Origin of the sequence: Streptomyces sp. HB132 (assembly GCF_016909575.1) — a bacterium.
In the GTDB taxonomy this organism is placed as follows: domain Bacteria; phylum Actinomycetota; class Actinomycetes; order Streptomycetales; family Streptomycetaceae; genus Streptomyces.
On record NZ_JAFBGA010000021.1, the window covers coordinates 58,979 to 81,004 of the forward strand.

Consider the following 22,026-nt stretch of genomic DNA (forward strand, 5'->3'; position numbering starts at 1 on the left):
GCTGGTCGGATACGGGTACGCACGGACCGCGTCATCCTCACACGGCGGTCACGCCACCAGGTTCAGGGCGATGTCCGCGATGCCGAGCCGTACGGACTGACCCCACGTCAACTCCAGTGCGTCGGACTCCATCCCGTCGCCGAAGACCACCATGCGGTCCGACTCGACGGTGAGCCGGAGGCCGTCCCCGCGGCCCAGTTCTCCCGAGACCATCGAGGTGCCGGTGGCCGGTGAGGGCCAGGCCTCGCGCACGAACCAGACCAGCCGGGGATCGGAGGGGGCCGGCAGGCGCAGCGGGCTGCCCCGCTCGAGCCAGAGGGAGCGCAGCCAGCCGGTGGAGCCCGTGCCCGTGCCCACCAGGACTCCCGAGGACGCCTGGGGCTCGCCTGCGGAAGGGGCGCCGTCGGGGCCGATGCGGTAGCGGGCGGTCTGGTGGCCGGGTGATCCGAGGTAGATCTCGTTGAGGGCGAGCAGCCGCTGGGTGTCGTCGGCGACGGCCTCGGTCATCGTGAGGGCGTCAACCGGCCCGCCGGGTGACACGGCTGCCCGGCACAGGGCCGCAGCGTCACGGACCCGGTGGCGTACGAGGGTCCCGGGATTGCGGCCCGGGTCGGTGTCGATGCCCACGACCGGCTGTCCGGTCAGGTACTTCGCGGTGTTGGCGACCAGTCCGTCCTGCCCGACCACGACGACCACGTCCTCGGGCCCGAACAGGAAGCGGTCGAGGTCCGCCCGCTCCACCCGGGTGCGGCGCCACCGCAGCGGCACGGCCGCGGCGACCTCCGTGAGCGCCTGTTCGTTGCGCCGGTGGCGGTCGGCCACCTCCTCGATGGACCGGCCGCGTCCCGCGAGCACGAACGCGGCCTGCCCGTGGGTCCCGTGCCGTGCCAGGAGCTCCTCGTACTCGGTCGTGCGGTGCACCAGCACCGCACGAGGGGCCAGACTCACGCCCGCGCCTCCGGCTCCGGCCTGCCGAGCCTGGCGAGCAGGCCCGTCAGGACGTCGGGGGACAGGGTGAGGCTGTCGATGCGGGGCAGGTTCTCGGCCAGCCGCGTCGCGGCCAGGGCGTGCAGCGTGCCGGGGTCGACATCCGCGTGCGCCCGCAGCCAGGCCGCCTGCGCCTCGGCCCGTGCCGCCCCGACGTCACGGGCGGCCTCCGCCTCCGCGCGGGCCAGGCGCACCGTGCGGGAGGCCTCGGCAGCCGTACGCACCTCGTCGGCCGCCGACTTCTCCTCCGCCTCGCGGCGGGCGTTGGTGCCGCGCTGGTCGACCAGCTGCTCCTCGCGACGTGCGAGTTCGATCTTGCTCGCGAGTTCGTTCTCGGCGATGGTGCGTTCACGCTCGACCGCCACCGCCCGGCGCTCGTACACCGACCGGTCGGCCTCCTGCTGGATCTGTTCCCTGGCCGGGGTGCGCAGAGCGCGCTCGACCTCGGCCTCGGGGCGGATCGCGACGACGCGCACCGCCACCACGTCGATGCCGGTGGCGGGCAGCCTGGGCTCGGCCGCGAGCCCGGTGGCGACCCGCTCCCGTACGGTCGCCACGCCGTCCACCAGGGCGGTGGCGAGCGGGGTGCGGGCCAGGACGTCCAGGGCGTGCTGCTGTGCGGTCTCGGTGAGCAGGGTGGCGATCTGCTCCAGGGGTGCGGCCCGCCAGACCCCGCTGTCGGGGTGCACCGAGAAGTCGAGCCGGGCTGCGGCCTCGGCCGGGTCGCTGATCCGGTAGGTGACCGTGGCCTGCACGGTGACGTCCTGGAAGTCGGCCGTGCGGGCGTGGAACGCCATCGCCAGCTCCCGGTCGTCGACCGGCACCTCGGAGAGCGCCGCGGAGAGCGAGCGGTACCAGAAGCTCAGCCCGACGCCCTCGTGGACGAGTTTGCCGCGCTTGTGGTGGCGGATGTGCGTGGTGGGGGCGGAGCGCAGGTGCCGCCAGCCGAAGCGCCTGGTGATGTCGGCCATATCGGGGACCCTCTTTCTCGTCATGGCGACGATAACGGATCCCCTTCTTGTCGTCAATGAGACGAGAATGGGCGGTGGGTACGGAAAAGGCCGGCCGGTGGTCTCCTCGGGGACCACCGGCCGGCCGGTGTGCGCCGACCCCGTCCCCACGGTGCGGCGCGTGGTGGGCCGCCGTCATCCGCTCGGGCGACGGCCCACGTTCATGAGATCCCGTTCCCCGGAGGGAGGGCGGGTAGGCCGAGTGCCGGAAGCACGGCGTGATCGACGAAGCGGGTGAGGAAGCCGTCGTCGGCGTACCGCCCCTCCAGCAGAGGCCGCGCGCGCATGATGCCGAGCACCTGGGCGGCCACGTAGTCCGCGGCGGGGTTGTCCGGGTCCATCTCGCCTCGCCGGACGGCGCGCTCGACCATCGTGTCGATGGCGGCGATGGCCGGTGCGATCAGTGTCGAGCGCAGTGCGCAGAGCAGGTCGGGATTCTGCAGAGCGGCGTGACTGAGTGCGTGCATCAGCGCGGTGTCCTGTCCGGATGCCGCGTCCACCGCGTGAGCCACCTCGTGCAGATCCTCGCGCAGGCTGCCGGTGTCGATCTCCGAGAAAAGGGTCTGGCGGGTGCCGTGCAGCGAGGCCACGACCAGTTCCGGCTTCGAGCCCCACTGGCGGTAGAGCGTCGACTTGCCGCACCGGGTGCGCGAGGCGACGCCCTCCATGGTCAGCGCGTCGTAGCCGCTCTCCCGGAGCAGGTCCAGCACGGCGGTGTAGAGCTCCTGTGCCCGCTCCGGTGTGATCTTCGACCGGCGTGACGCGGGTGCTGACTCCTGGGTGGAACCGGGCGGCGGCATCTGCTTCCCTCTCTGCGGCTCTGCGGCTGGGGACCCTCGATACGTCAGTGTATCGATACGCACGTGTACCGATACGCCTCCGTATCGGTACACTGGCGTATCGATACGGCGTGGACTGGCCACGCCGGCGTCGTAACAGCGCACCGTCAGCAAAGGGGCACGGGTGATGCACACCCGCAGCGAGCCTGCGGAGCGGGAGCCGGACACCTCAGCCCGACCGCCCCTCGTCCGCGAGCTGCTTCTCGTAGCCGGACTCTTCCTCGTCTACAAACTCGGCCGACAGGCCGCGAACGGCCATGTCGAGGAGGCCTTCCGCAACGCCGGACACGTATGGAGCCTCGAACGAGCCGTGGGGCTCCCCGGCGAAGGGGCCGTCCAGGGCGCACTGCTGCACAGCCACACGCTCGTCCAGGCGGCGAACACCTACTACGCCACCGTGCACTTCCCCGTCACCCTCGCCTTCCTGGTCTGGCTGTACTGGCGCCGTCCGCGCCACTACGTCCGGTCACGCCGCGTCCTGGCCGCGCTCACCGGTGCCGCGCTCGCACTGCACCTGCTCTTCCCGCTCGCCCCGCCGCGGATGCTGCGGGCCGCCGGCCTCGTCGACACCGGGCAGGTCTACGGGCCCGCGGTGTACGGAGACAGCCCCGCGACCGACTCGATGGCCAACCAGTTCGCGGCCATGCCCTCACTGCACGTCGGCTGGGCCCTGGCGGTCGCCGTCGGACTGATCGTCGCCACCCGCTCCCGGTGGCGCCTGCTGTGGCTGCTGCACCCGCTGCTCACCCTGCTCGTCGTCGTGGGCACCGCCAACCACTACTGGCTCGACGCGGTCGTGGTCGCCGCCCTGCTCGCCGTGACCCACGCCGCGCTCGGACTGCCCCGCACCTCGGTGCGTGCCCACCTGCCGTGGGCGAGCGTGCGCGCCCAGCACTATGCGGCCCCCGCCTACGCACGGTCGGGAGCGCGGCGATGAACGCCACGCTCACGGCCGTCGCGCTCTCCCTCGTCTCCGCCGGTGCCTACGCGGCCGCCGCGGTCGCGCAGGCCCGGCTCGCCGGGCGGACCGGCCCCTCCGCCGGAGCGCTGCGCCTGCTGGGCCGCCGAGCCTGGTGGTCGGCCGTCGGTCTGAACGCCGGCGGCGCACTGCTGCACGTCGCCGCGCTGAAGTACGGGCCGCTCACCCTGGTCCAGCCGCTCGGCGCCCTCACCCTCGTCGCCGCCGTCCCGCTCGGGGCCCGTTCGGCGGGTCGCAGGGTCAGCCGCACGGAGTGGCGCGGCACGCTCCTCACGCTCGTGGGCCTCGCCGCGCTGCTCCTGGCCGCGGGCGGCGCCGCGCCTCACGACACGCTGAGCCTCCCCGAGGCCCTGGGCGTCGGCGCCGTGACCATGGCGCTCGTCGCCCTCCTCGGCCGGCCGGGCGCGAGGCCCGGACTCCGGCACGCCGCGGCCTCAGGCATCACGTCCGGGGTGGCCTCCGCCCTCACCCAGACCCTGACGGTCGCCGCGACCGACCACTCGGGCCCGCTGCTGGACTGGCGGCTGGTGACCGTGGCGGTGCTCGTCTCCTTCTTCGCCCTGGGCGGCCTGATGCTCTCCCAGACCGCCTACCGGGGCGGCCTCGGCGCACCGCTCGCCGTGGTGACCCTCGCAAATCCCGTCGCCGCCGCCGCGATCGGCCTGGTCCTGCTCGGCGAGCGCCTCCAGGGCGGGGTGCTGGGGCTGATCCCCGCGCTCGCCGGAGCCGCGGCCGCCGTGCAGGGTGTGATCCTGCTCAGCCGGGCACAGGCACGGAACACGACCGTCCCCGCTTCCCTGCCCGTCGTGACCGGGCCGCCGTCCAGGGTTGTCATCGGCGGTCCACCCCTGACCACCCCGCGCGCCCCCGAGCCAAGGGCGCTGCGCCCGGAACCGGTCGGGAGCCGGTCCGGTCCCGGCTAGGAAGCCCCGGGCCCGACGTCGCTCGCCGCCCCCGGACCCTCCAGGTCGTCGACGGCCCTGGTCAGCCAGCTCGTCCAGAACGTCTCCAGGTCGATGCCCCCGCGCAGCACCAGACGGCGCAGCCGGTCCTCCTGCGAGGTCCGCTCCGGAGGGAAGTCCCGCTCCTCGATCCGCAGGTACTCCGCCAGCTGCTCCTGGTGCAGCACCAGGTGCCTGCGCAGTTCCCCGGCCAGTCCCGGGGCGCCGACCACGGCGGCCGCCCGCATCCGCAGCAGCAGCGGATCACGGACGGGGCGCGGGTCCTCGGCGAGCGACACCCAGACCGCCAGCTCCTCGCGGCCCGCCGCCAGCACCTCGTACTCCTTCTTCTGCCCTCGGGCCGGCTGAGCCGCGGGCAGGGCCCGGATGTGACCGGCCTGTTCCAGCTTGCCCAGTTCGCGGTAGATCTGCTGATGCGTGGACGGCCAGAAGTAGCCGATCGACCGGTCGAACCTGCGCGTCAGTTCGAGGCCCGACGACGGCTTCTCGAGCAGGGCGGTGAGGATCGCGTGCGGAAGTGACATGGACTGCATCCTAGAGACGGCAGGACCCGGTGCTCACAACTCCGCAGCGAGCTCCGTGCCCTGGCGGACAGCGCGCTTGGCGTCCAGTTCGGCGGCCACGTCGGCGCCGCCGATCAGATGCACCGGGCGGCCCGCGGCGCGCAGCTCGTCGTACAGCTCCCGGCGCGGTTCCTGCCCCGCGCACAGGACCACGGTGTCGACCGGCAACAGGCGCTGCTCGCCGTCCACGGTGAGGTGCAGGCCCTCGTCGTCGATCAGGTCGTAGGACGCGCCCGCGATCATCGTCACGCCGCGGTGACGCAGTTCGGTGCGGTGGATCCAGCCGGTCGTCCTGCCCAGACCCGCCCCCACCTTGGTCGCCTTGCGCTGGATCAGGTGCACCGTGCGCGGCGGCTTCGGGCGCTCGGGCGTACGCAGCCCGCCCCGGTCCGCGTACCCGGTGTCCACGCCCCACTGCCGGAAGAAGACCTCCGGGTCGAGACTCGCCCCTTCGCCCCCGTCCGTCAGGAATTCGGCGACGTCGAAGCCGATGCCGCCGGCGCCCACGATCGCCACCCGGTCACCGACCCGCGCGCCGTCGCGCAGCACGTCGAGATAACTGACCACGCTGGGGTGTCCGACGCCGGGGATCGCGGGGGAGCGGGGCTCGACGCCGGTGGCCAGGACCACCTCGTCGAAACCGTCGAGCGCCGCGGACGTGGCCCGGGTGCCGAGCCGGAGCTCGACCCCCTCCTCGGCGAGCCGGGTCCGGAAGTAGCGCAGCGTCTCGTCGAACTCCTCCTTGCCGGGGACCCTGCGTGCGACGTTCAGCTGGCCGCCGATCTCGTCCGCCGCGTCGAAGAGGGTCACCGCGTGACCGCGTTCGGAGGCCGTGACCGCGCACGCCAGCCCCGCGGGCCCGGCGCCGACCACGGCGACGCGCTTGCGTACACGAGTCGGCGAGAGCACGAGTTCGGTCTCGTGGCAGGCACGCGGATTCACCAGGCAGGAGGTGACTTGGAGGCTGAAGATGTGGTCCAGGCAGGCCTGGTTGCAGCCGATGCAGGTGTTGATCGCGTCCGCGCGGCCCTCGGCCGCCTTGGCGACGAAGTCGGGGTCGGCGAGGAAAGGCCTCGCCATCGACACCATGTCCGCACGTCCCGAGGCGAGGAGCTCCTCGGCCAGCTCGGGGGTGTTGATGCGGTTGCTGGTCACCAGCGGTACGGAGACCGCGCCACGGACCTTCTGCGTCACCCAGGTGAAGGCGCCGCGCGGCACGGAGGTCGCGATGGTCGGGATGCGCGCCTCGTGCCAGCCGATCCCCGTGTTGATGATCGTCGCCCCGGCCGCCTCGATCTCGCGGGCGAGACGGACGACCTCCTCCAGCGTGGAACCACCGGGCACCAGGTCCAGCATGGACAGCCGGTAGATCAGGATGAAATCCGGTCCGACCCGTTCACGGACCCTGCGCACGATCTCGACGGGGAAGCGGATCCGGTTCTCGTACGAGCCGCCCCAGCGGTCCTCGCGGTGATTGGTCGCCGCGACGATGAACTCGTTGATCAGATAGCCCTCCGAGCCCATGATCTCGACACCGTCGTAGCCCGCGCGCCGCGCGAGCTCGGCGGCCCGGACGAAGTCCTCGATGGTCTCCTCGACCTCGTCGTCCGTCAGCGCGTGCGGGGTGAAGCCGCTGATCGGCGCCTTGAGCGCGCTCGGTGCCACCAGGCCGGGGTGGTGGGCGTAGCGCCCGAAGTGCAGGATCTGCATCGCGATCCTCCCGCCCGCCGCGTGCACCGCCGCAGTCACCTCGGCGTGCTGTTCCGCCTCCGCCGCGGTCGTCATCTTGGCGCCGCCCGGGAAGGAGCACGCGCGCTCGCTGGGCGCGATCCCTCCGGTGACCATGAGCCCCACCCCGCCGCGCGCACGGGCCGCGTAGAAGGCGGCCATCCGCTCGAATCCGCGCTCGACCTCCTCGAGGCCGATGTGCATCGACCCCATCATCACCCGGTTCGGGAGCGTCGTGAACCCGAGGTCGAGCGGGCTCAGCAGAGTGGGGTACGGGCTCATCCGGGTCTCCTCGCAGGTGTCGTCGAGCCAGTTGTAGACCACCCGCCCGACTTTATGCAACTAGTTGCACAATGGTGTTCGTCGCAGTCCCCCCAAGGGGCGGACCACGAATGGCCCAACACCACCGGACCCCGCCGCCCGGCCCGGACGACAGTGGTTCCGTACGGCTCGACACCGTCGCCGCCTCCTCCTCGCTCCGCCTCATCGACGGGAGAACCCCATGACCTGCATCAACCGACGTGACCTAGGACTGCTCGTGCTCAGGGTCGGTACGGGAGCCGTCCTGGCGGCCCACGGCAGCCAGAAACTGGGCGGGTGGTTCGGCGGAGGCGGTATCCAGGGAACCAGCGCCGCGATGGAGGCCATGGGCTTCGACCCGCCGAAGCACAGTGCCCTGGCCGCCGGAATCGGCGAGGCGGGCGGCGGGATCCTGCTCGCCCTCGGACTCGCCACCCCCGCGGCAGGTGCCGCCGCCGCGGGCACGATGGCGGGCGCCGTCGCCGTGCACGCTCCGGCAGGCTTCTTCGCGACCGCGGGCGGCTACGAGTACCCGGCCTTCCTGGGCTTCACCGCAGCGGCGATCGGGGTGACGGGTGCCGGCCGCTACTCCCTGGACCATGCCACCGGGCACGTCCTCGACCGGCCGTGGGTCGTGGCCCTCACGTTCGCGGGCAGCGCCCTGGCAGCTGCCGCAGTCGTCGGCCGACGGGCCAAGGGGCGGGCGGCGCCGGACGGCGGTGAGCCCGGGGAGGGCAGCGTGTAGGCCCTCGTCGGGTCGCGCCGGGCCCGCTTGTCCCGGGCTTCGCATTGATCGCCGTTTCGGGGGCATCCGGCAGTGCATGAATGCGAACGCACTGTCGATGAACGCACGTGGCCAGGCCAGAAGAGCCGCGCGCAGCCGAGCCATTGATGTGGGGGCCCGCGCCGGGTTCGTGGCGCGCGGAGTGATCTACCTGCTGGTGGGTGTACTGGCTCTCCGCATCGCGTTCTCCGACGGCGGGAAGCAGGCCGACCGCGGTGGCGCCATCGCGGAGATAGCCGAGAAGCCCTTCGGGAGCGTCCTGTTGTGGGTACTGGGTCTGGCGCTGGCCGGCATGGCCCTGTGGCGGCTGTCCGAGGCGCTCTTCGGACAGGCCGGCCCCGACGGCGAGAAGGCGAGCAAGCGGGCCATGGCCGCCGGCCGCTTCCTCTTCTACGCCTTCGTCTCCTACTCCGTGCTCTCCTACGCGGCCGGCGACAAGGGGAGCGGCAGCGGATCGAGCGACCAGCAGACCGACGACGTCACCGCACGGGCCCTCGAATGGACCGGCGGCCAGTGGATCGTGGGGGCCGCGGGCGCCGCGGTGGCGGGCGCGGGCCTCTGGATGGCATACCGGGCCCTGGCACGCAAGTACCACAAGCACATGAAGATGTCCGAGATGACGAAGAAGACCCGTCAGGCCGTCGATGCCGTGGGCGTCTTCGGAGGAACCGTGCGGGGCGCGGTCTTCGCCACCGCTGGAGGGTTCGCCGTGGCGGCGGCCGTCCAGCACGAGCCGGGCCGCGCCAAGGGCATGGACGACACCCTGCGCTCGTTCACCGAGACGCCCGCGGGTCCCTGGCTGCTCGCATTCATAGCCCTCGGGCTGGCAGCATTCGGCCTCTTCTCCTGGGCCAACGCCCGCTACCGCAAGGTCTGAGCCGGAGCCGGCCCGGCCCGCCGGGTCCGAGCCGAAACCGGCCCCGGCCGTCCAGGTCCGGGCCGGAGCGGGGTTCGCCCCGCCCGGCTGCCGGCCGCAGCCGTCCTCCCGGCTCAGTCGAGCCCTCGCGCCTGCTTGAACCTGGCCAGCCCTTCGGACAACGCGACGACGGGCTCCGGGTAGTCGTAGCGGGCGCGCTCCCGTTCCGGCAGTTTCCACGGCTCGTGCACCGCTGCCCCGGAGATCTCCGCGAGCTCGGGCACCCAGCGGCGTACGTACGCACCGTCCGGGTCGTACCGCTTGGCCTGCGTCACCGGATTGAGCACCCGGTTGGGCCGGCTGTCCGTGCCCGTCCCGGCGACCCACTGCCAGTTGAGCTGGTTGTTGGCGATGTCCCCGTCGACGAGCAGGTCCAGGAAGTGACGCGCTCCGGCCCGCCAGTCCACGTACAGCGTCTTGGCGAGGAAGCTCGCGGTCAGCAGCCGTGCCCGGTTGTGCATCCAGCCCTCATGAAGCAGCTGGCGCATCGCGGCGTCGATCACCGGGTAGCCGGTGCGGCCCTCCTTCCAGGCGGCCGTCTCCTCCTCCGCCGCCCGGCCGGTGCGCCAACGGTCCTGCCGTGGCCGGTAGTCGGAGCGCGCGGCGCCCGGGCGGGCGGCCAGGACCTGGTGGTGGAAGTCCCGCCAGCACAACTGCCGCACGAAGGCCTCCGCACCCGGCCCGCCCGCGGCGCGGGCACGGTGGACCAGCTCGGTGGGGGAGAGCGTGCCGAAGTGAAGGTGCGGCGAGAGCCGCGAGGTCGCGTCGCCCGCCATGTCGTCGTGGAGCTCCTCGTACGACGCGAGCCCGCTGCGGCGCCACGCGGCGGACAGCCTGCGCCCCTCGGTCTCCCCACCCTCGGCCAGGCCCGGCGACAGACCGCGCAGACCGGCCCGCGTCGGCAGCGCCGCGGACGCCGTGGCCTCCGGTACGCGCACGGTGCGGGGGGCACGGAACGGGGACCGCAGCCCCTCCTCGGACCACCGCCGGAAGTACGGGGTGAAGACGGCGAAGTGGTCCCGCCCGGCTCCGGAGGGGACCACCGCACCGGGCGCGAGCGTGGTGATCACCGCGTCGTGCACGCTCAGCCTGCAGCCCACGCGCTCGAGCGCCTCGCGCAGCCTCTCCTCCCGGCGCTGCGCGTATCCACTGACTCCGGCGGCCATGTGGACCGCGTCGGCCCCCGTCTCCCCGACGAGTCCGCCGACCTCGTCGGCCACGTCGCCCTGACGGATGATCAGGCGCCCGCCGCGCTCGCGTAGCCCCGCGTCCAGGTCCCGGAGGCAGTCGGCCAGAAACGCGCGCCGGTTCGGAGCGCCGAATCCGGTGGCCTCCACACCGTCGTCCAGGACGAAGAGGGGCACCACCTCGTCCGCCGAGGCGAGCGCCGCGTGCAGCGGCGGATGGTCGTGCAGCCGGAGGTCCGAGGTGAAGAGCACGATCGCCACGGTCATCGCCGACCACCTGCCGTCCCCCGGACAGCCGCCTGTGCGATGTTGCGCGCCATGCCGCCGAAGACCAGCGCGTGGAAGGGCGACACGCCCAGCCAGTACGCGTGGCCGAGCAGCCCGGACGGATGGAAGACGGCGCGCTGCCGGTAACGCGAACGCCCGTCCTTCCCCTCCTCCGCGTACATCTCCAGCCAGGCCAGGCCGGGCAGGCGCATCTCCGCGCGCAGCCGGAGCAGCCTGCCGGGTTCGATCTCCTCGACCCGCCAGAAGTCCAGCGAGTCCCCGACCCGCAGCCGCTGGGCGTCGCGCCTGCCCCGGCGCAGACCCACACCACCGACCAGCCGGTCCAGCCATCCCCTGACCGCCCAGGCCAGCGGGAACGAGTACCAGCCGTTGTCACCGCCGATGCCTTCGACGACCCGCCACAGGGCGTCGGGCGGCGCGTCCACGTCCAGCTCGCGCACATCCGTGTACAGGCTCCCGCCCGCCCAGTCCGGGTCGGTGGGGAGCGGATCGCTGGGAATGCCAGGAGTGGAGGCGGAGGACCACCGGGTGCTCACCCTCGCCTCACGCACCCTCTGCAGCGCGAGCGAGAGGGCCGTGTCGAAGGAGAAGGGCCGCCCGGGGCCGTCCGGGACGTGGTCCGCGATGTCGTGCTCGTGGCACACCACCTCGTAGCGCAAGGACTCCGCGAGCGGGCGCGCGATCGACGCCGGTACGGGTGTGACCAGCCCGACCCAGTGACTGGACAGCCCGGGCGACAGCATCGGCACCGGCAGGATCAGGCGGTGGGGGAGCCCGGCGACCGCTGCGTACTTCTGCATCATGTCGCGGTACGTCATGACGTCGGGGCCGCCGATGTCGAAGGTGCGGTTCACCTCGGACGGCATCCGCGCACTGCCCACGAGGTAGCGCAACACGTCCCGCACGGCGATCGGCTGGATCCGCGTCGAAACCCAGCTGGGGGTGACCATGACCGGCAGTCGCTCGGTGAGATAGCGCAGCATCTCGAAGGAAGCCGAACCCGAACCGATGATGACCGCGGCACGCAGCGCGGTCGTCGGTACGCCCGAGTGGAGCAGGATGTTCCCGACCTCGGCGCGCGAGCGCAGGTGCGGGGACAGCTCGTGCTCGGGGACGTCGGCCGGGGTGAGCCCGCCCAGATAGACGATGCGCCTGACCCCGGCGGCCTTCGCCTGCTCGCCGAAGATCCGTGCCGCCTCGCGGTCGGTCTTCTCGAAGCCCGGCCCGGCTGCCAGTGCGTGGACCAGGTAGTAGGCGACATCGACGTCGCGCATCGCGGCGCCCACGGACTCGGCGTCGGTCACGTCACCCTTGGCCACCTCGGCCTCGGCCGCCCACGGGTAGTCCCGCAGCTTCTCCGGGGTCCGCGCCAGACAGCGCACCCGGTGGCCGGCCTCCAGGAGCTCGGGTACGAGGCGCCCACCGATGTACCCCGTGGCGCCGGTCACCAGACACCGCAGCCCGCCGTTGTCGTCCTTGCTGTCCATGACCCCTCGATCCGGCTCGTGTTTCCTCCGTCCACCGTGTACCCCGTACGGGGGATTCCGCTTGCCGACGGGGCCGGGACACGCCGAAGCCCACCCCTGCGGGTGGCGGGGTGGGCGGGGTGGGCACGAACTCAGTGAGGGCCGGGCTTCTCGGTGGCGGTGCCCCTGATGACCTGCGGGTCGTCCGTCCCGCCGGCCCGCGGCTCCGACGGGGCGGCGGGGGAGACGCCGTCCGCCTTCAGGGCCCGCGCCTCGCTCTTCAGGATACGAGCCGACTTGCCCAGGGAGCGGGCGAGTTCAGGGAGCTTCCTGGCACCGAATACCAGAACGACGATGACGAGGAAGATCGCGATCTCGCTGATTCCGAACATGACGGCTGTCTTCTCCCTGGTGAGTGTGCGGCGCTCTCCCGGACGACGCCCCCCGGGCCTTTCCCCTGCCGCAGCGGCACATCAAATCTACAGCACTGTAGAAGGTGGTGGCAGGGCGTGTTCCGGCCCGGCTCAGCCCTCGTCGCTCTCCTCTTCCTCCTCGTCGCCCTCGAAGAAGTCGCCCACCTCGTCGATGACTTCGGCGGCGACCATTCCGCCCACGACGCCCACGGCAACCCCTGCCGCCCCGGCCGCGACCATGGTGCCCATTCCCGGACCGGCATGGTGCTGCGGGTGGCCGCTGTCGTGTCCGTACCCCTCGTGGGCCCCGTGCGGGGTACGTGCTTCGATCAGCGCCTGGATCCGGCCGTCCACCTCGGTGACCCAGTCGCGGCCCCGCACCTCGTGATGGCCGACGGTGAACCGGCCGAGGGCGTCGCCGCCTCCGGAGAAGAGGCCTCCCCGCTTGTCGGCCTCCAGTACGACCTCCAGGCCTTCGGGTCCGGCCAGGAACGTCACCTCGACCTCGTTGACCCGGTCCGCGTACCGCGCGGAGGGCGCGAGCTCGATCTCCTGGTAGAAGGGCAGCCGCTGGCCGCTGCCGCCGATGTGCCCGAGCTCCAGGTCGGCGGACCTGAAGCCGAAGCCGAGCTGTCCAAGTGCTTCGAGCACGGCCTCCTGGGCCGGCAGGGGGCCCACCGTGAGGCGGTCGAGGTCCCCCTTGTCCCGGGCGCCCGCCACCGAGAGCTCCGTACGCACCCCCAGGACGATGCCGAGATCCTGGCCGTAGAGCTCGGTGACCGGGGTCTCCCACGGGAGCGTCACGCCGAACGGGATGCTGCGCTCCTCGCCCTCGCCGAGCACGAAACCGCCGGCGACGGTGAACTGCTCGAAGACGACGCCACCCTCGGCCTCGCCGTCCTCGTGTTCCGCCTCGACGCGTGCGACGAGCTCCAGGGTGATGTGCTCGATCGTGGCATCGGTGGCGCCGCCCTTGAGCCGGACCTCGCCGCTCAGCCCGCCGCCGGGAACGGCCGGGCCGGGCTGCAGCACCGTGTCCACGGTGGGGCCGCCCACGCCGAGGGAACCGAGCAGCTTCTTGAACACCATCGTGGCGTTCACTCCTTCTTCCGTACGCGGAGAACGCGTCAGCCGGGTTTCTACACAACTGTAGAAGTATAGGCGCGAGATGGGCCGCGCAGGCGGACTCGGCGCAGGTCGGGGGAGGGGGCAGGCCTGTCGTCGCAGGCGCCCTAGTATGGGGCGGTGGACAGAGCAGACGACCCTCGCGACGGTTCTGGTGCGGATGCGACCGGGAGGTCGGAGCTCCAGGCCCTCGCCGTGGAGCTGCGCCGGATGAACGGCGAGATCAACCGGCTGGTTCACGCTTTCGCGCACGCGCAGGGCCTGCATGCCACGGACGTGCAGGCGCTCGGCGCCATCCTGGACTCGGAGACCCCGCTCACTCCGGGACGGCTGCGGGAGCATCTCGGCCTGACCTCCGGTGCGGTGACCGCGTGTCTGGACCGGCTCGAGCGTGCGGGGCACATCAGGCGCGCACGGGAGAGCTCCGACCGCCGCGTCGTGCACCTGTACTACGAGTCCGGAGCCAGGTCGGCCGCGCGCTCGTTCTTCATGCCGCTCGCGCAGGCGGCGGCCGGTGCGCGCGCCACGGCCGGGCCGCAGGAGCTGGAGGCCGCGTTGCGCTTCCTCGCGCGGATGAACGGTGAACTCGAAGGCATGCAGGTCCCCCGGCGCTGAAACGCCGGGCCGGTGCGGGGGTGCCTCATCGGCCATGTAATCTCAATGATTGAGATACATCATGGTTGAGAGATAGTGGCCGACCCGGGAGTCCCATGTCCACCGCATCGAAGCCGGCTCGCCGGCTGATTCTTGTCCCCGTATTCCTCGTGCTCGCCTGGCTCGTCGTCGGCGGCGCGTTCGGCTCGTACGCGGGGAAACTCGGGGAGGTAGCGACCAACGACCAGGCCGCGTTCCTGCCGCAGAGCGCCGAGTCCACCCGGGTCGTGGAAGCCCAGGAGGCGTTCAGCCGACAGGAGACCGTGCCCGCCGTGGTGGTCTGGACCTCGGACGAGGACGGCGGGGAGATCGGTCCTGAACAGCAGAAGGCGGCTACTGCCGCCCTCGCGTCGGTCGAGGGCGGGCCGGGGGTGACCGGCAAGGTGAGTCCCGCACTGATGTCCGAGGATCGCAAGGCGCTGCAGGGCGTCGTCCAGCTGAGGCCGGACCTCGGGGACGAACTCCCCGACGTCCTCGCGCAGGTCCGGAGCGCGGCGGAAGACGTCCCGGGCACGGTGGTCGGGCTGGCCGGCCCGGCCGCCTCCCAGGCCGACCTGTCGGACGCCTTCGCCGGAATCGACGGGCTGCTGCTCGGTGTCGCGCTGGTGACCGTGCTCGCCATCCTGCTCCTGGTCTACCGCAGTGTCCTGCTGCCCCTGATCATCATCATCGGCGCCGTCTTCGCGCTCGGCGTCTCCTGCGCGATCGTCTACGTACTGGCGGACCACGACATCGTCCGCGTCGACGGTCAGGTCCAGGGCATCCTGTCGATCCTGGTGATCGGAGCCGCCACGGACTACGCGCTGCTGCTCACCGCACGGTTCCGCGAGGAGCTCGTGCGGCGGCCCGACCGGTGGACCGCGATGCGCGCGGCGCTGCGTGAGTCCGCCGGGCCGATCGCGGCCAGTGCGGCCACCGTGGCCCTCGGCCTGCTCGCCCTCCTGCTCAGCGACCTGACCAACAACCGCGCTCTCGGACCCGTCGGTGCCATCGGCATCGTGTGCTCCGTCCTGAGTGCCCTCACCTTCCTGCCCGCCGTCCTGGTCCTGCTCGGCAGGGCGGCGTACTGGCCGTCCGGCCCGAAGAAGGGCAGGACCGAGCCCGAGTCCGGTTCGACGGGCATCTGGTCGCGGGTCGCGGGTCTGGTCGACCGCTCCCCGCGCAAGGTCTGGGCCGTCACACTGATCGGCCTCCTCGCCTGCGCGGCCTTCATGCCGACGCTGAACAGCAAGGGTGTGCCCCTCCAGGAGACCTTCGTCAACGACGCCCCGTCCGTCACGGCTCAGGAGACCCTGGGCCGCCACTTCCCCGGCGGATCGGGCAACCCCGCCGTCGTGATCGCCGGCGCGGACCGGTCGACCCAGGTGGTCGCCGCCGCCGAGAAGGTCCCCGGTGTCGCCAGCGTCTCCGTGATGACGGAGTCCGGACGCCCCGGCGGCGGGGAGCCCCTCGTCGTGGACGGCCGGGTGCGCATCGACGCCACCCTGGAGGCCGCGGCGGACAGCGACGCGGCCAAGGAGACGGTCACCCGGCTGCGCGACGCGGTCCACGCCGTACCGGGCGCGGAAGCGCTGGTGGGCGGCTACACCGCGCAGCAGTACGACACCCAGAAGACCGCCGAGCACGACCGCAACATCATCGTGCCGGTGGTCCTGGTCATCATCCTCGTCATCCTGATCGGCCTTCTCCGCTCGCTGCTGATGCCGCTCCTCCTCGTGGCCACGGTGGCGCTCAACTTCCTTGCCACCCTGGGTATCTCGTCGCTGGTCTTCGAGCATGTCCTCGGCTTCAGCGGTACGGACTCCTCGGTGCCGCTGTACGGATTCGTCTTCCTGGTCGCCCTGGGCGTCGACTACAACATCTTCCTGATGTCCCGGGTCCGCGAGGAGTCCCTGATCCACGGAACCCGGCAGGGCGTACTGCGCGGACTCACCACCACGGGTGGGGTCATCACCTCGGCGGGCGTCGTCCTGGCGGCCACCTTCGCGGCCCTCGGAGTGATCCCGCTCGCCTTCCTGGTCCAGATCGCGTTCATCGTCGCCTTCGGCGTCCTGCTGGACACGCTCGTCGTGCGCTCGCTCCTGGTGCCCGCCCTGGTCATGGACATCGGGCGCACCGCCTGGTGGCCGGGTGCGCTGAGCCGGGACCGCAAGCAGACGCCGCAGGGGGCGGATTCCCTGTCCTGACCGGAGCACCTGTCGGACTGCGGCGCGTCAGCCGCGCGGGCCTCACGCCCGCCGCGCGGCTGACGCGCCGCAGCCATGATCTCCTCCACGGCGCGTGCGTCGAGTGCCGAACGGGCGCGCGGCGTCGGCGCCCGTTCGGCCGCCTCGCGCTCAGCGGGTGCACAGCGCCCTGCCTCGTCCGGACGGCGTGCGTCCGGCGCGGGGCCGTCCCCGCCCGGTCCGCGAAGCGATGACAGGTCGATGCCGCGTCCGGGACCGCGGTCAGGCTGCCCGGAACACGCGGGCGTGCGCGGCGGCGAGGGCAAGGCGCACGGCCCCGTCCGCGGTCGCCTCGCCGACCTGCTCCCCGGTGAAGACGAGCCGGAAGTAGATCGGCGCGGCGAGGGCCTTGAGGAGTTCGGCCGGGTCGGTGTCCGCGGGTAGTTCGCCGCGCTCGACGGCTCGCGCGACAACGGGTTCCGCACGCCGGAACCGGTCGACGAAGAGCGCGTGCTTGACCTCGGCGAGCCGGGGGACGCGTACGGCGTCCGAGAGAACGGTGGCGAGCAGGGCCCGGCCTGCCGGCGTGGTCATGGTGGCGACGAGGGAGCGGGCCAGCGCGCGCAGGTCGCTCTCCACCGCCCCGGTGTCGGGGATCGGGATGTCTGCGGAGAAGTGGCTGACCAGCGCGTCGGCTACAAGGCCGTCGGAGTCCTCCCAGTTCCGGTAGATCGTCGTCTTGTGTACGCCGGCCCGCCGGGCGACGCCGTCGACGGTGAGCGCCGCGTACCCGGTGCTCGTGAGCTCGGTGACGGCGGCCGCCAGCACGGCGGCGCGCATCTTGGTGCCTCGCCCGACAGCGGGGGCGCGCCTGGAGGACGACCCGACAGGATCCATTGCAACTCCTGGTTGCGTTGATGGCGGTGCATACGACAGGATCAGCTTATCGCAACCACGAGTTGCAATGCGGCCGTGCTGTTTCGGGGGGTCGCACGCACTCCTGACCCACGGATCGAGACCCCTATGCCCCGTGACTCCCGGGCAGCCGCCCGAGCCCCACTGCGCGACCAGGACGACACATTCGCGCGCACCGCCGAGCACGGCCATCGCTCCGCGAGCCCGCCGCAGACGGTTCCGCGAACGAGCTGGGCGTTGGATTCCATCCCTGACCAGTCGGGGCGACTGGCCGTTGTCACCGGCGCCAACAGCGGCATCGGATACGTCACCGCTCGTGAACTGGCCCGCCGCGGCGCTCATGTCGTCCTTGCCTGCCGCAGTCATGAGCGTGGGCGGGCAGCAGTGGAGCGGCTGCGAACCGAAGTCCCCGGCGCCCACGCCGAACTGCGTCCGCTCGATCTCGCCGACTCGAAATCCATCCGTGGTTTCGCCGAGAGCTGGAGCCATGACCGGCTCGATCTCCTGGTCAACAACGCAGGCGTGGCCATGGTGCCGTTCTCCCGGACCGTCGACGGCTTCGAGTCCCAGTTCGGCATCAACCACCTCGGCACGTTCGCGCTCACCGGCCTCCTCATGCCTCACCTGCTGGCCGCCGCCCACCCGCGCGTGGTCACGGTCAGCAGCGAGGGCCAGCGATTCGCCCGATTCGACATGACCAACCTCAATGCCGAGCGCCGCTATCGAGCCGCGTTCGCGTACGTGCAGTCCAAGCGGGCCAATCTCTACTTCGCCATGGAGCTGCAGCGAAGGGCCGATTCTGCCGGGCTGAGGCTGCGCAGCATGGCTGTCGCCCCCGGGCTCACACGCTCCAACGTGCTCACGGGCGGCGCCAACGGTGCCCGGGGCCGCGTGTACGGGATCCTCACGCGCCTGCTCCTGCGCATCGCTTTCAGTCCCACCGCGGACGGGGCCAGGACCTCTCTCTACGCGTCAACCACCCCCGGCCTGCCAGGAGGCAGCTACGTCGCACCCGACGGGCTGTTCCAGCTCCGTGGCGAGCCCGTGCTGCGCGGCCGGGAACGCGCCATCCAGGACTCAGCCACGGCCCGTCAGCTGTGGGTGCTGTCGGAACGGCTCACAGGCGTGCGGTACTGCTTGCCCGCGGAACCGCCTTCTCGTAGATGAGCCGGCTCTCCCGGCCCCGGGCGCCGCCGTCGAGCCTTCCCTCGCTCCTCGGACCCACGGGCGCATGGAGTGCGGTCACACCTGCCGGACGGCGGCCTCTCCGGCTCCGGATCCCCCGAGTGGCGCACCGCCACCACGGGGGTCACAAAGGAAGTACGGAGAACGAAGGAGAGCCATGAAAGCCGTCCAGTACCGCACCATCGGCGCCGCACCCGAGGTCGTCGAGATCCCGGAGCCCGTGGCGGGACCCGGTCAGATCCTCCTGAAGGTCAGCGCGGCCGGTGTCTGCCACTCGGACATCGCCGTGATGAGCTGGCCCTCGGAAGGGTTTCCCTACGAACTGCCGCTCACCCTCGGGCACGAGGGGGTCGGCACCGTCGCCGCACTCGGCGAAGGGGCGGTGGGTGTCACCGTCGGGGACGCGGTGGCCGTCTACGGGCCCTGGGGCTGCGGCACCTGCGCGAACTGTGCGGAGGGCAGGGAGAACTACTGTCTGCGCGCCGCGGACCTCGGTATCAACCCGCCGGGACTGGGTAACCCGGGCGCCATGGCCGAGTACATGATCGTCGACGACGCCCGTCACCTGACCCCCATCGGCGACCTCGACCCGGTCAGGACGGTCTCGCTGACCGATGCGGGCCTCACCCCGTACCACGCGATCAAGCGCTCGCTGCCGAAGCTGCTGCCCGGCGCCACCGCTGTGGTCATCGGCACCGGCGGCCTCGGTCACGTGGCCATCCAGCTCCTGCGCGCCATGACCGCCGTACGGGTCATCGCCCTCGACGTCACCGAGGAGAAGCTGGCACTGGCCCGGGCCGTCGGCGCGCACGAGGCGGTGCTGTCCGACGAGAACGCCGCAGCCAGGGTCCGCGAACTGACCGGTGGCATCGGCGCCAAGGTCGTCCTCGACTTCGTCGGCGCCGAGCCGACCGTCAGGACGGCAGGTGAGGCAGCCTCGATCGACAGCGACGTCACCATCGTCGGTATCGGCGGCGGTCTGCTGCCCGTCGGCTTCGGTGTCCTGCCCTTCTCCACGTCGGTCACCGCGCCGTACTGGGGTTCGCGCGGGGAACTCGCCGAAGTCATCGAGCTCGCCCACGCCGGTGCCGTCGACGTCCACGTCGAGACGTACTCCATCGACGAGGCCCCGCTCGCCTACGAGCGGCTGCACGCCGGCAGGATCAACGGCCGCGCGGTCATCCTGCCCAACGGCTGACCACCGGCGACTCGCCGGACACCTGCTGGAGGCGCCCGGCGAGTCGTCCGTGCGTCAGGGCGCGGTGGCCACCACGTCCGTCCGGGTCAGCCGCACGGGCTCGGTGCCGGAGGAGCTGTGCCGTTCCGCCCAGTTCTCCAGTGCCATCCGGCAGGCGTGGTCCAGATGGTGCAGTCCGGAGAGGTCCAGGGCGATGGGTCGGTCCTTGGGCAGGGCCTCCAGACTGTCGAGTATCTTCGGCAGCCGCAGGAAGGTCGCGTTACCCGACAGTCGTGCCCGCACGCCGTCGGCGTTGCTGTCGACGACCTCCAGCCTGATGTGGGAGGCGTCCCAGGCGGCCTTGGCGACCGACAGGGCGAGACCGGTCAGAACACCCTCGAACATGTTCACCGTCACGATCGCCAGTGCGGTGACGACCAGGATCAGCGCCTCGCCGCGGTGCTCGCGCCACAGGGCGACGAGCGAGCGCAGAGGAATGAGCTTCCATCCGGCGTGGATGAGGATGCCGGCGAGGGCAGGCAGGGGGATGAGACCCAGGGTCGACGGAAGCAGGGCCGCGAACAGGAGCAGCCATACGCCGTGCAGGACCCGGGAGGCCTTGGTCCGCGCGCCCGCCTGGACGTTGGCCGAGCTGCGCACGATGACCGCGGTCATCGGCAGCGCGCCGAGGATGCCACACACGGTGTTGCCCGTCCCCTGGGCCATCAGCTCCTTGTCGTACTGGGTGCGCGGCCCGTCGTGCAGCCGGTCCACCGCGGCGGCGCTGAACAGACTCTCGGCGGAGGCGATCAGCGTGAAGGCCGCCACGGTTCCCAGCAGACTCAGGCTCGCGAGCCCGCCGAACTCGGACAGGGCGGGCATCTGGACGGCATCGAGCAGCCCCTGGACCTGAACGGTCCCGACGGGCAGGTCGAACGCCAGCGAGGCCAGGGTGGCCAGCACGACCGCGGCGAGTGCGCCAGGGACGGCCCGCACCCGCTTCGGCATCCTGTTCCACCCGACGACCAGGGCGATGGTCCCGGCGGCGACCGCGAGTGAGGCGAGAGCGGCCGGACTGGACACAGCGTCGGCGAGCAGCCCCGGAATACCGGTCATCTTGCCCGTACCGGAGAGCGGTGCCTCGATGCCTGCGGCCGCGTAGAGCTGGCCCGCGATGAGGACGAGGCCGATGCCCGCGAGCATGCCCTCGACGACGGAGACGGAGATGGCCCTGAACCAGCGGCCCAGCCGCAGGGCGCCCATGGCCAGCTGCAGCAGTCCCGCCGTCAGCACGATGACTCCGAGCGCGGGCAGCCCGAAGGACTGGACGGCCTCGAAGACGAGAACGGTGAGACCGGCGGCCGGCCCCGACACCTGGAGGCTGCTGCCGCGCATGAAGCCGGTGACGAGACCACCCACGATGCCGGTGATCAGGCCCAGCTCCGCAGGGACTCCCGACGCGACGGCGACGCCGACGCACAGCGGCAGCGCGACCAGGAAGACGACGAGTGACGCGGCGAAATCCTGCCGCAGGTGGGGCAACGTGGCGAGACGGTCCATGGCGGCCCTCATCCCGTGCGGAAGGGGGCAGAGCGGACGTCGCCGGGCGGGGGCGCCCAGGCGGCGCTGTCGCTGACGCGTAGGACTTCGGCCGCGGAATGTTCGACGGTTGACTGCATGCCAGTGGTTCCTCCTGGCGCGCCGAGGACCGGCGCGTCGGTGTGCGTACGAGAACTGGGGGACCGGAAGGCAGGCCGACGCGACCCCTGTGGTCCGAGACCCGCAGGACTGCGGCGGACAGGGGCAGGTGCGACGAGCGCCTCGGGTCAGCTCAGCAGCGGAACACCTGGAGCACGGGGGAGGAGTGTGCGATCGAGGATCTGGAGGTGTGATGGGCGTTGCCCATCGCGGCGACGGCCGCCGTCGCGAGCAGACCGTCGGCTTCACCCGTCACGGCGGCACGCGACGGTGTCGCGGGAGTGGTGAGAGTCGCCGAGCGATGCCGGTCACGGTGGCGCAGAAGGCCGTTCGACTCACCCCCTCGATCGGGGGCGCCGCATGTGGCGTACGCGCGGAGGGTCTCACCGACGGTCGCATCCGGGAGACCGGTCGCTCGCACTTCCGGGGCGGACGCGTGTGCTTCGGTCGGCGACGTGCCGGAGAACGGGGCCAAAAGGAAACCCATCAGGAACGCGAGCACGAACCGGACCGCCGCTGCGCGCACCCTTCACCTCCTTCTGGAACGCACCCTTCCTTAGGGACGCTAACAGGCCGAAGGGCATATGGAGTTAACGCTTTGTGAAGAGTCCGAAAGTCGATGCCCAACGAGTCGAAACAATCCCCGGAACCCTGTGGCCTGGGGATGTGCCTCACGATCGGTTCT

The 22,026-nt window shown here is 71.8% G+C and carries 20 protein-coding genes; 8 read left to right on the top strand and 12 right to left on the bottom strand.

Features of this window, described 5'->3' with window-relative positions; translation table 11 throughout:
- Positions 1–48: 48 nt before the first annotated feature.
- The 3 genes from JOC24_RS30380 to JOC24_RS30390 all read right to left on the bottom strand — a co-directional run bounded on the left by JOC24_RS30380 (position 49) and on the right by JOC24_RS30390 (position 2,797).
- Complete coding sequence (locus tag JOC24_RS30380) at positions 49–948, bottom strand: hypothetical protein (RefSeq protein WP_205023645.1); 900 nt, start codon at positions 946–948, stop codon at positions 49–51.
- Positions 945–1,958 (bottom strand): SPFH domain-containing protein, encoded by a 1,014-nt coding sequence (locus tag JOC24_RS30385; RefSeq protein ID WP_205023646.1) that lies wholly within the window; start codon positions 1,956–1,958, stop codon positions 945–947. Before JOC24_RS30385 ends, JOC24_RS30380 begins: the two co-directional genes overlap by 4 nt.
- A 200-nt stretch (positions 1,959–2,158) precedes the next feature.
- The gene (locus JOC24_RS30390; protein ID WP_205023647.1) at positions 2,159–2,797 is read right to left on the bottom strand and encodes a TetR/AcrR family transcriptional regulator; all 639 of its coding nucleotides are present in this window, start codon (positions 2,795–2,797) and stop codon (positions 2,159–2,161) included.
- Between the two features lie 166 nt (positions 2,798–2,963).
- On the opposite strand from JOC24_RS30390, the gene JOC24_RS30395 reads away from it, so the two are divergent.
- Both JOC24_RS30395 and JOC24_RS30400 read left to right on the top strand, forming a co-directional pair.
- On the top strand, positions 2,964–3,773 hold the full coding sequence (locus tag JOC24_RS30395) for a phosphatase PAP2 family protein (protein WP_239581200.1): 810 nt from the start codon (positions 2,964–2,966) through the stop codon (positions 3,771–3,773).
- The gene (locus tag JOC24_RS30400; RefSeq protein ID WP_205023649.1) at positions 3,770–4,738 is read left to right on the top strand and encodes a DMT family transporter; all 969 of its coding nucleotides are present in this window, start codon (positions 3,770–3,772) and stop codon (positions 4,736–4,738) included. The genes JOC24_RS30395 and JOC24_RS30400 overlap by 4 nt, the downstream gene beginning before the upstream one ends.
- Here the strand turns inward: JOC24_RS30400 and JOC24_RS30405 are convergent.
- Complete coding sequence (locus JOC24_RS30405) at positions 4,735–5,301, bottom strand: PadR family transcriptional regulator (RefSeq protein WP_205023650.1); 567 nt, start codon at positions 5,299–5,301, stop codon at positions 4,735–4,737. The genes JOC24_RS30400 and JOC24_RS30405 overlap by 4 nt on opposite strands.
- Before the next feature lie 33 nt (positions 5,302–5,334).
- Positions 5,335–7,350 carry an NADPH-dependent 2,4-dienoyl-CoA reductase gene (locus tag JOC24_RS30410; protein WP_205023690.1) on the bottom strand — a complete coding sequence of 672 codons (2,016 nt, stop codon included), beginning with the start codon at positions 7,348–7,350 and terminating at the stop codon, positions 5,335–5,337.
- Between the two features lie 220 nt (positions 7,351–7,570).
- On the opposite strand from JOC24_RS30410, the gene JOC24_RS30415 reads away from it, so the two are divergent.
- Together JOC24_RS30415 and JOC24_RS30420 are read left to right on the top strand one after the other, a co-directional pair.
- Entirely contained in the window at positions 7,571–8,113 is a 543-nt protein-coding gene (locus JOC24_RS30415; RefSeq protein WP_205023651.1) for a DoxX family protein, read from the top strand.
- 76 nt (positions 8,114–8,189) lie between these two features.
- Positions 8,190–9,029 (top strand): DUF1206 domain-containing protein, encoded by an 840-nt coding sequence (locus JOC24_RS30420; RefSeq protein ID WP_205023652.1) that lies wholly within the window; start codon positions 8,190–8,192, stop codon positions 9,027–9,029.
- 113 nt (positions 9,030–9,142) lie between these two features.
- Here the strand turns inward: JOC24_RS30420 and JOC24_RS30425 are convergent, their stop codons facing one another.
- The 4 genes from JOC24_RS30425 to JOC24_RS30440 all read right to left on the bottom strand — a co-directional run bounded on the left by JOC24_RS30425 (position 9,143) and on the right by JOC24_RS30440 (position 13,511).
- Complete coding sequence (locus JOC24_RS30425; RefSeq protein ID WP_205023653.1) at positions 9,143–10,522, bottom strand: cryptochrome/photolyase family protein; 1,380 nt, start codon at positions 10,520–10,522, stop codon at positions 9,143–9,145.
- Entirely contained in the window at positions 10,519–12,030 is a 1,512-nt protein-coding gene (locus JOC24_RS30430) for an SDR family oxidoreductase (protein ID WP_205023654.1), read from the bottom strand. The genes JOC24_RS30425 and JOC24_RS30430 overlap by 4 nt, the downstream gene beginning before the upstream one ends.
- A gap of 131 nt (positions 12,031–12,161) precedes the next feature.
- Positions 12,162–12,401 (bottom strand): twin-arginine translocase TatA/TatE family subunit, encoded by a 240-nt coding sequence (locus tag JOC24_RS30435; protein ID WP_205023655.1) that lies wholly within the window; start codon positions 12,399–12,401, stop codon positions 12,162–12,164.
- Between the two features lie 132 nt (positions 12,402–12,533).
- On the bottom strand, positions 12,534–13,511 hold the full coding sequence (locus JOC24_RS30440) for a sporulation protein (RefSeq protein ID WP_205023656.1): 978 nt from the start codon (positions 13,509–13,511) through the stop codon (positions 12,534–12,536).
- Between the two features lie 156 nt (positions 13,512–13,667).
- On the opposite strand from JOC24_RS30440, the gene JOC24_RS30445 reads away from it, so the two are divergent.
- Both JOC24_RS30445 and JOC24_RS30450 read left to right on the top strand, forming a co-directional pair.
- Complete coding sequence (locus JOC24_RS30445; protein WP_205023657.1) at positions 13,668–14,162, top strand: MarR family winged helix-turn-helix transcriptional regulator; 495 nt, start codon at positions 13,668–13,670, stop codon at positions 14,160–14,162.
- 95 nt (positions 14,163–14,257) lie between these two features.
- A complete protein-coding gene (locus JOC24_RS30450; protein WP_205023658.1) occupies positions 14,258–16,387 on the top strand; it encodes an MMPL family transporter in 2,130 nt (709 codons plus the stop codon).
- A gap of 261 nt (positions 16,388–16,648) precedes the next feature.
- On the opposite strand, the gene JOC24_RS30455 is transcribed toward JOC24_RS30450, so the two are convergent.
- Positions 16,649–17,263: a TetR/AcrR family transcriptional regulator gene (locus JOC24_RS30455; protein ID WP_239581201.1), complete on the bottom strand. Its 615-nt coding sequence runs from the start codon at positions 17,261–17,263 to the stop codon at positions 16,649–16,651.
- A gap of 255 nt (positions 17,264–17,518) precedes the next feature.
- Between JOC24_RS30455 and JOC24_RS30460 the strand changes: the two genes are divergently transcribed.
- Together JOC24_RS30460 and JOC24_RS30465 are read left to right on the top strand one after the other, a co-directional pair.
- Complete coding sequence (locus JOC24_RS30460; protein ID WP_239581202.1) at positions 17,519–18,448, top strand: oxidoreductase; 930 nt, start codon at positions 17,519–17,521, stop codon at positions 18,446–18,448.
- A gap of 175 nt (positions 18,449–18,623) precedes the next feature.
- Entirely contained in the window at positions 18,624–19,664 is a 1,041-nt protein-coding gene (locus JOC24_RS30465) for an NAD(P)-dependent alcohol dehydrogenase (protein WP_205023660.1), read from the top strand.
- 54 nt (positions 19,665–19,718) lie between these two features.
- On the opposite strand, the gene JOC24_RS30470 is transcribed toward JOC24_RS30465, so the two are convergent.
- A complete protein-coding gene (locus JOC24_RS30470; protein WP_205023661.1) occupies positions 19,719–21,203 on the bottom strand; it encodes a SulP family inorganic anion transporter in 1,485 nt (494 codons plus the stop codon).
- 271 nt (positions 21,204–21,474) lie between these two features.
- Entirely contained in the window at positions 21,475–21,597 is a 123-nt protein-coding gene (locus tag JOC24_RS33905) for a hypothetical protein (RefSeq protein WP_275588642.1), read from the bottom strand.
- Positions 21,598–22,026 lie beyond the last annotated feature (429 nt).

Bases quoted from the DNA above. Each gene is read 5' to 3' on its own strand.
- JOC24_RS30385 (WP_205023646.1), bottom strand. From the start codon at position 1,958: ATGGCCGACATCACCAGGCGCTTCGGCTGGCGGCACCTGCGCTCCGCC.
- JOC24_RS30390 (WP_205023647.1), bottom strand. From the start codon at position 2,797: ATGCCGCCGCCCGGTTCCACCCAGGAGTCAGCACCCGCGTCACGCCGG.
- JOC24_RS30395 (WP_239581200.1), top strand. From the start codon at position 2,964: ATGCACACCCGCAGCGAGCCTGCGGAGCGGGAGCCGGACACCTCAGCC.
- JOC24_RS30400 (WP_205023649.1), top strand. From the start codon at position 3,770: ATGAACGCCACGCTCACGGCCGTCGCGCTCTCCCTCGTCTCCGCCGGT.
- JOC24_RS30405 (WP_205023650.1), bottom strand. From the start codon at position 5,301: ATGTCACTTCCGCACGCGATCCTCACCGCCCTGCTCGAGAAGCCGTCG.
- JOC24_RS30410 (WP_205023690.1), bottom strand. From the start codon at position 7,350: ATGAGCCCGTACCCCACTCTGCTGAGCCCGCTCGACCTCGGGTTCACG.
- JOC24_RS30415 (WP_205023651.1), top strand. From the start codon at position 7,571: ATGACCTGCATCAACCGACGTGACCTAGGACTGCTCGTGCTCAGGGTC.
- JOC24_RS30420 (WP_205023652.1), top strand. From the start codon at position 8,190: ATGAATGCGAACGCACTGTCGATGAACGCACGTGGCCAGGCCAGAAGA.
- JOC24_RS30425 (WP_205023653.1), bottom strand. From the start codon at position 10,522: ATGACCGTGGCGATCGTGCTCTTCACCTCGGACCTCCGGCTGCACGAC.
- JOC24_RS30430 (WP_205023654.1), bottom strand. From the start codon at position 12,030: ATGGACAGCAAGGACGACAACGGCGGGCTGCGGTGTCTGGTGACCGGC.
- JOC24_RS30435 (WP_205023655.1), bottom strand. From the start codon at position 12,401: ATGTTCGGAATCAGCGAGATCGCGATCTTCCTCGTCATCGTCGTTCTG.
- JOC24_RS30440 (WP_205023656.1), bottom strand. From the start codon at position 13,511: ATGGTGTTCAAGAAGCTGCTCGGTTCCCTCGGCGTGGGCGGCCCCACC.
- JOC24_RS30450 (WP_205023658.1), top strand. From the start codon at position 14,258: ATGTCCACCGCATCGAAGCCGGCTCGCCGGCTGATTCTTGTCCCCGTA.
- JOC24_RS30455 (WP_239581201.1), bottom strand. From the start codon at position 17,263: ATGGATCCTGTCGGGTCGTCCTCCAGGCGCGCCCCCGCTGTCGGGCGA.
- JOC24_RS30465 (WP_205023660.1), top strand. From the start codon at position 18,624: ATGAAAGCCGTCCAGTACCGCACCATCGGCGCCGCACCCGAGGTCGTC.
- JOC24_RS30470 (WP_205023661.1), bottom strand. From the start codon at position 21,203: ATGGACCGTCTCGCCACGTTGCCCCACCTGCGGCAGGATTTCGCCGCG.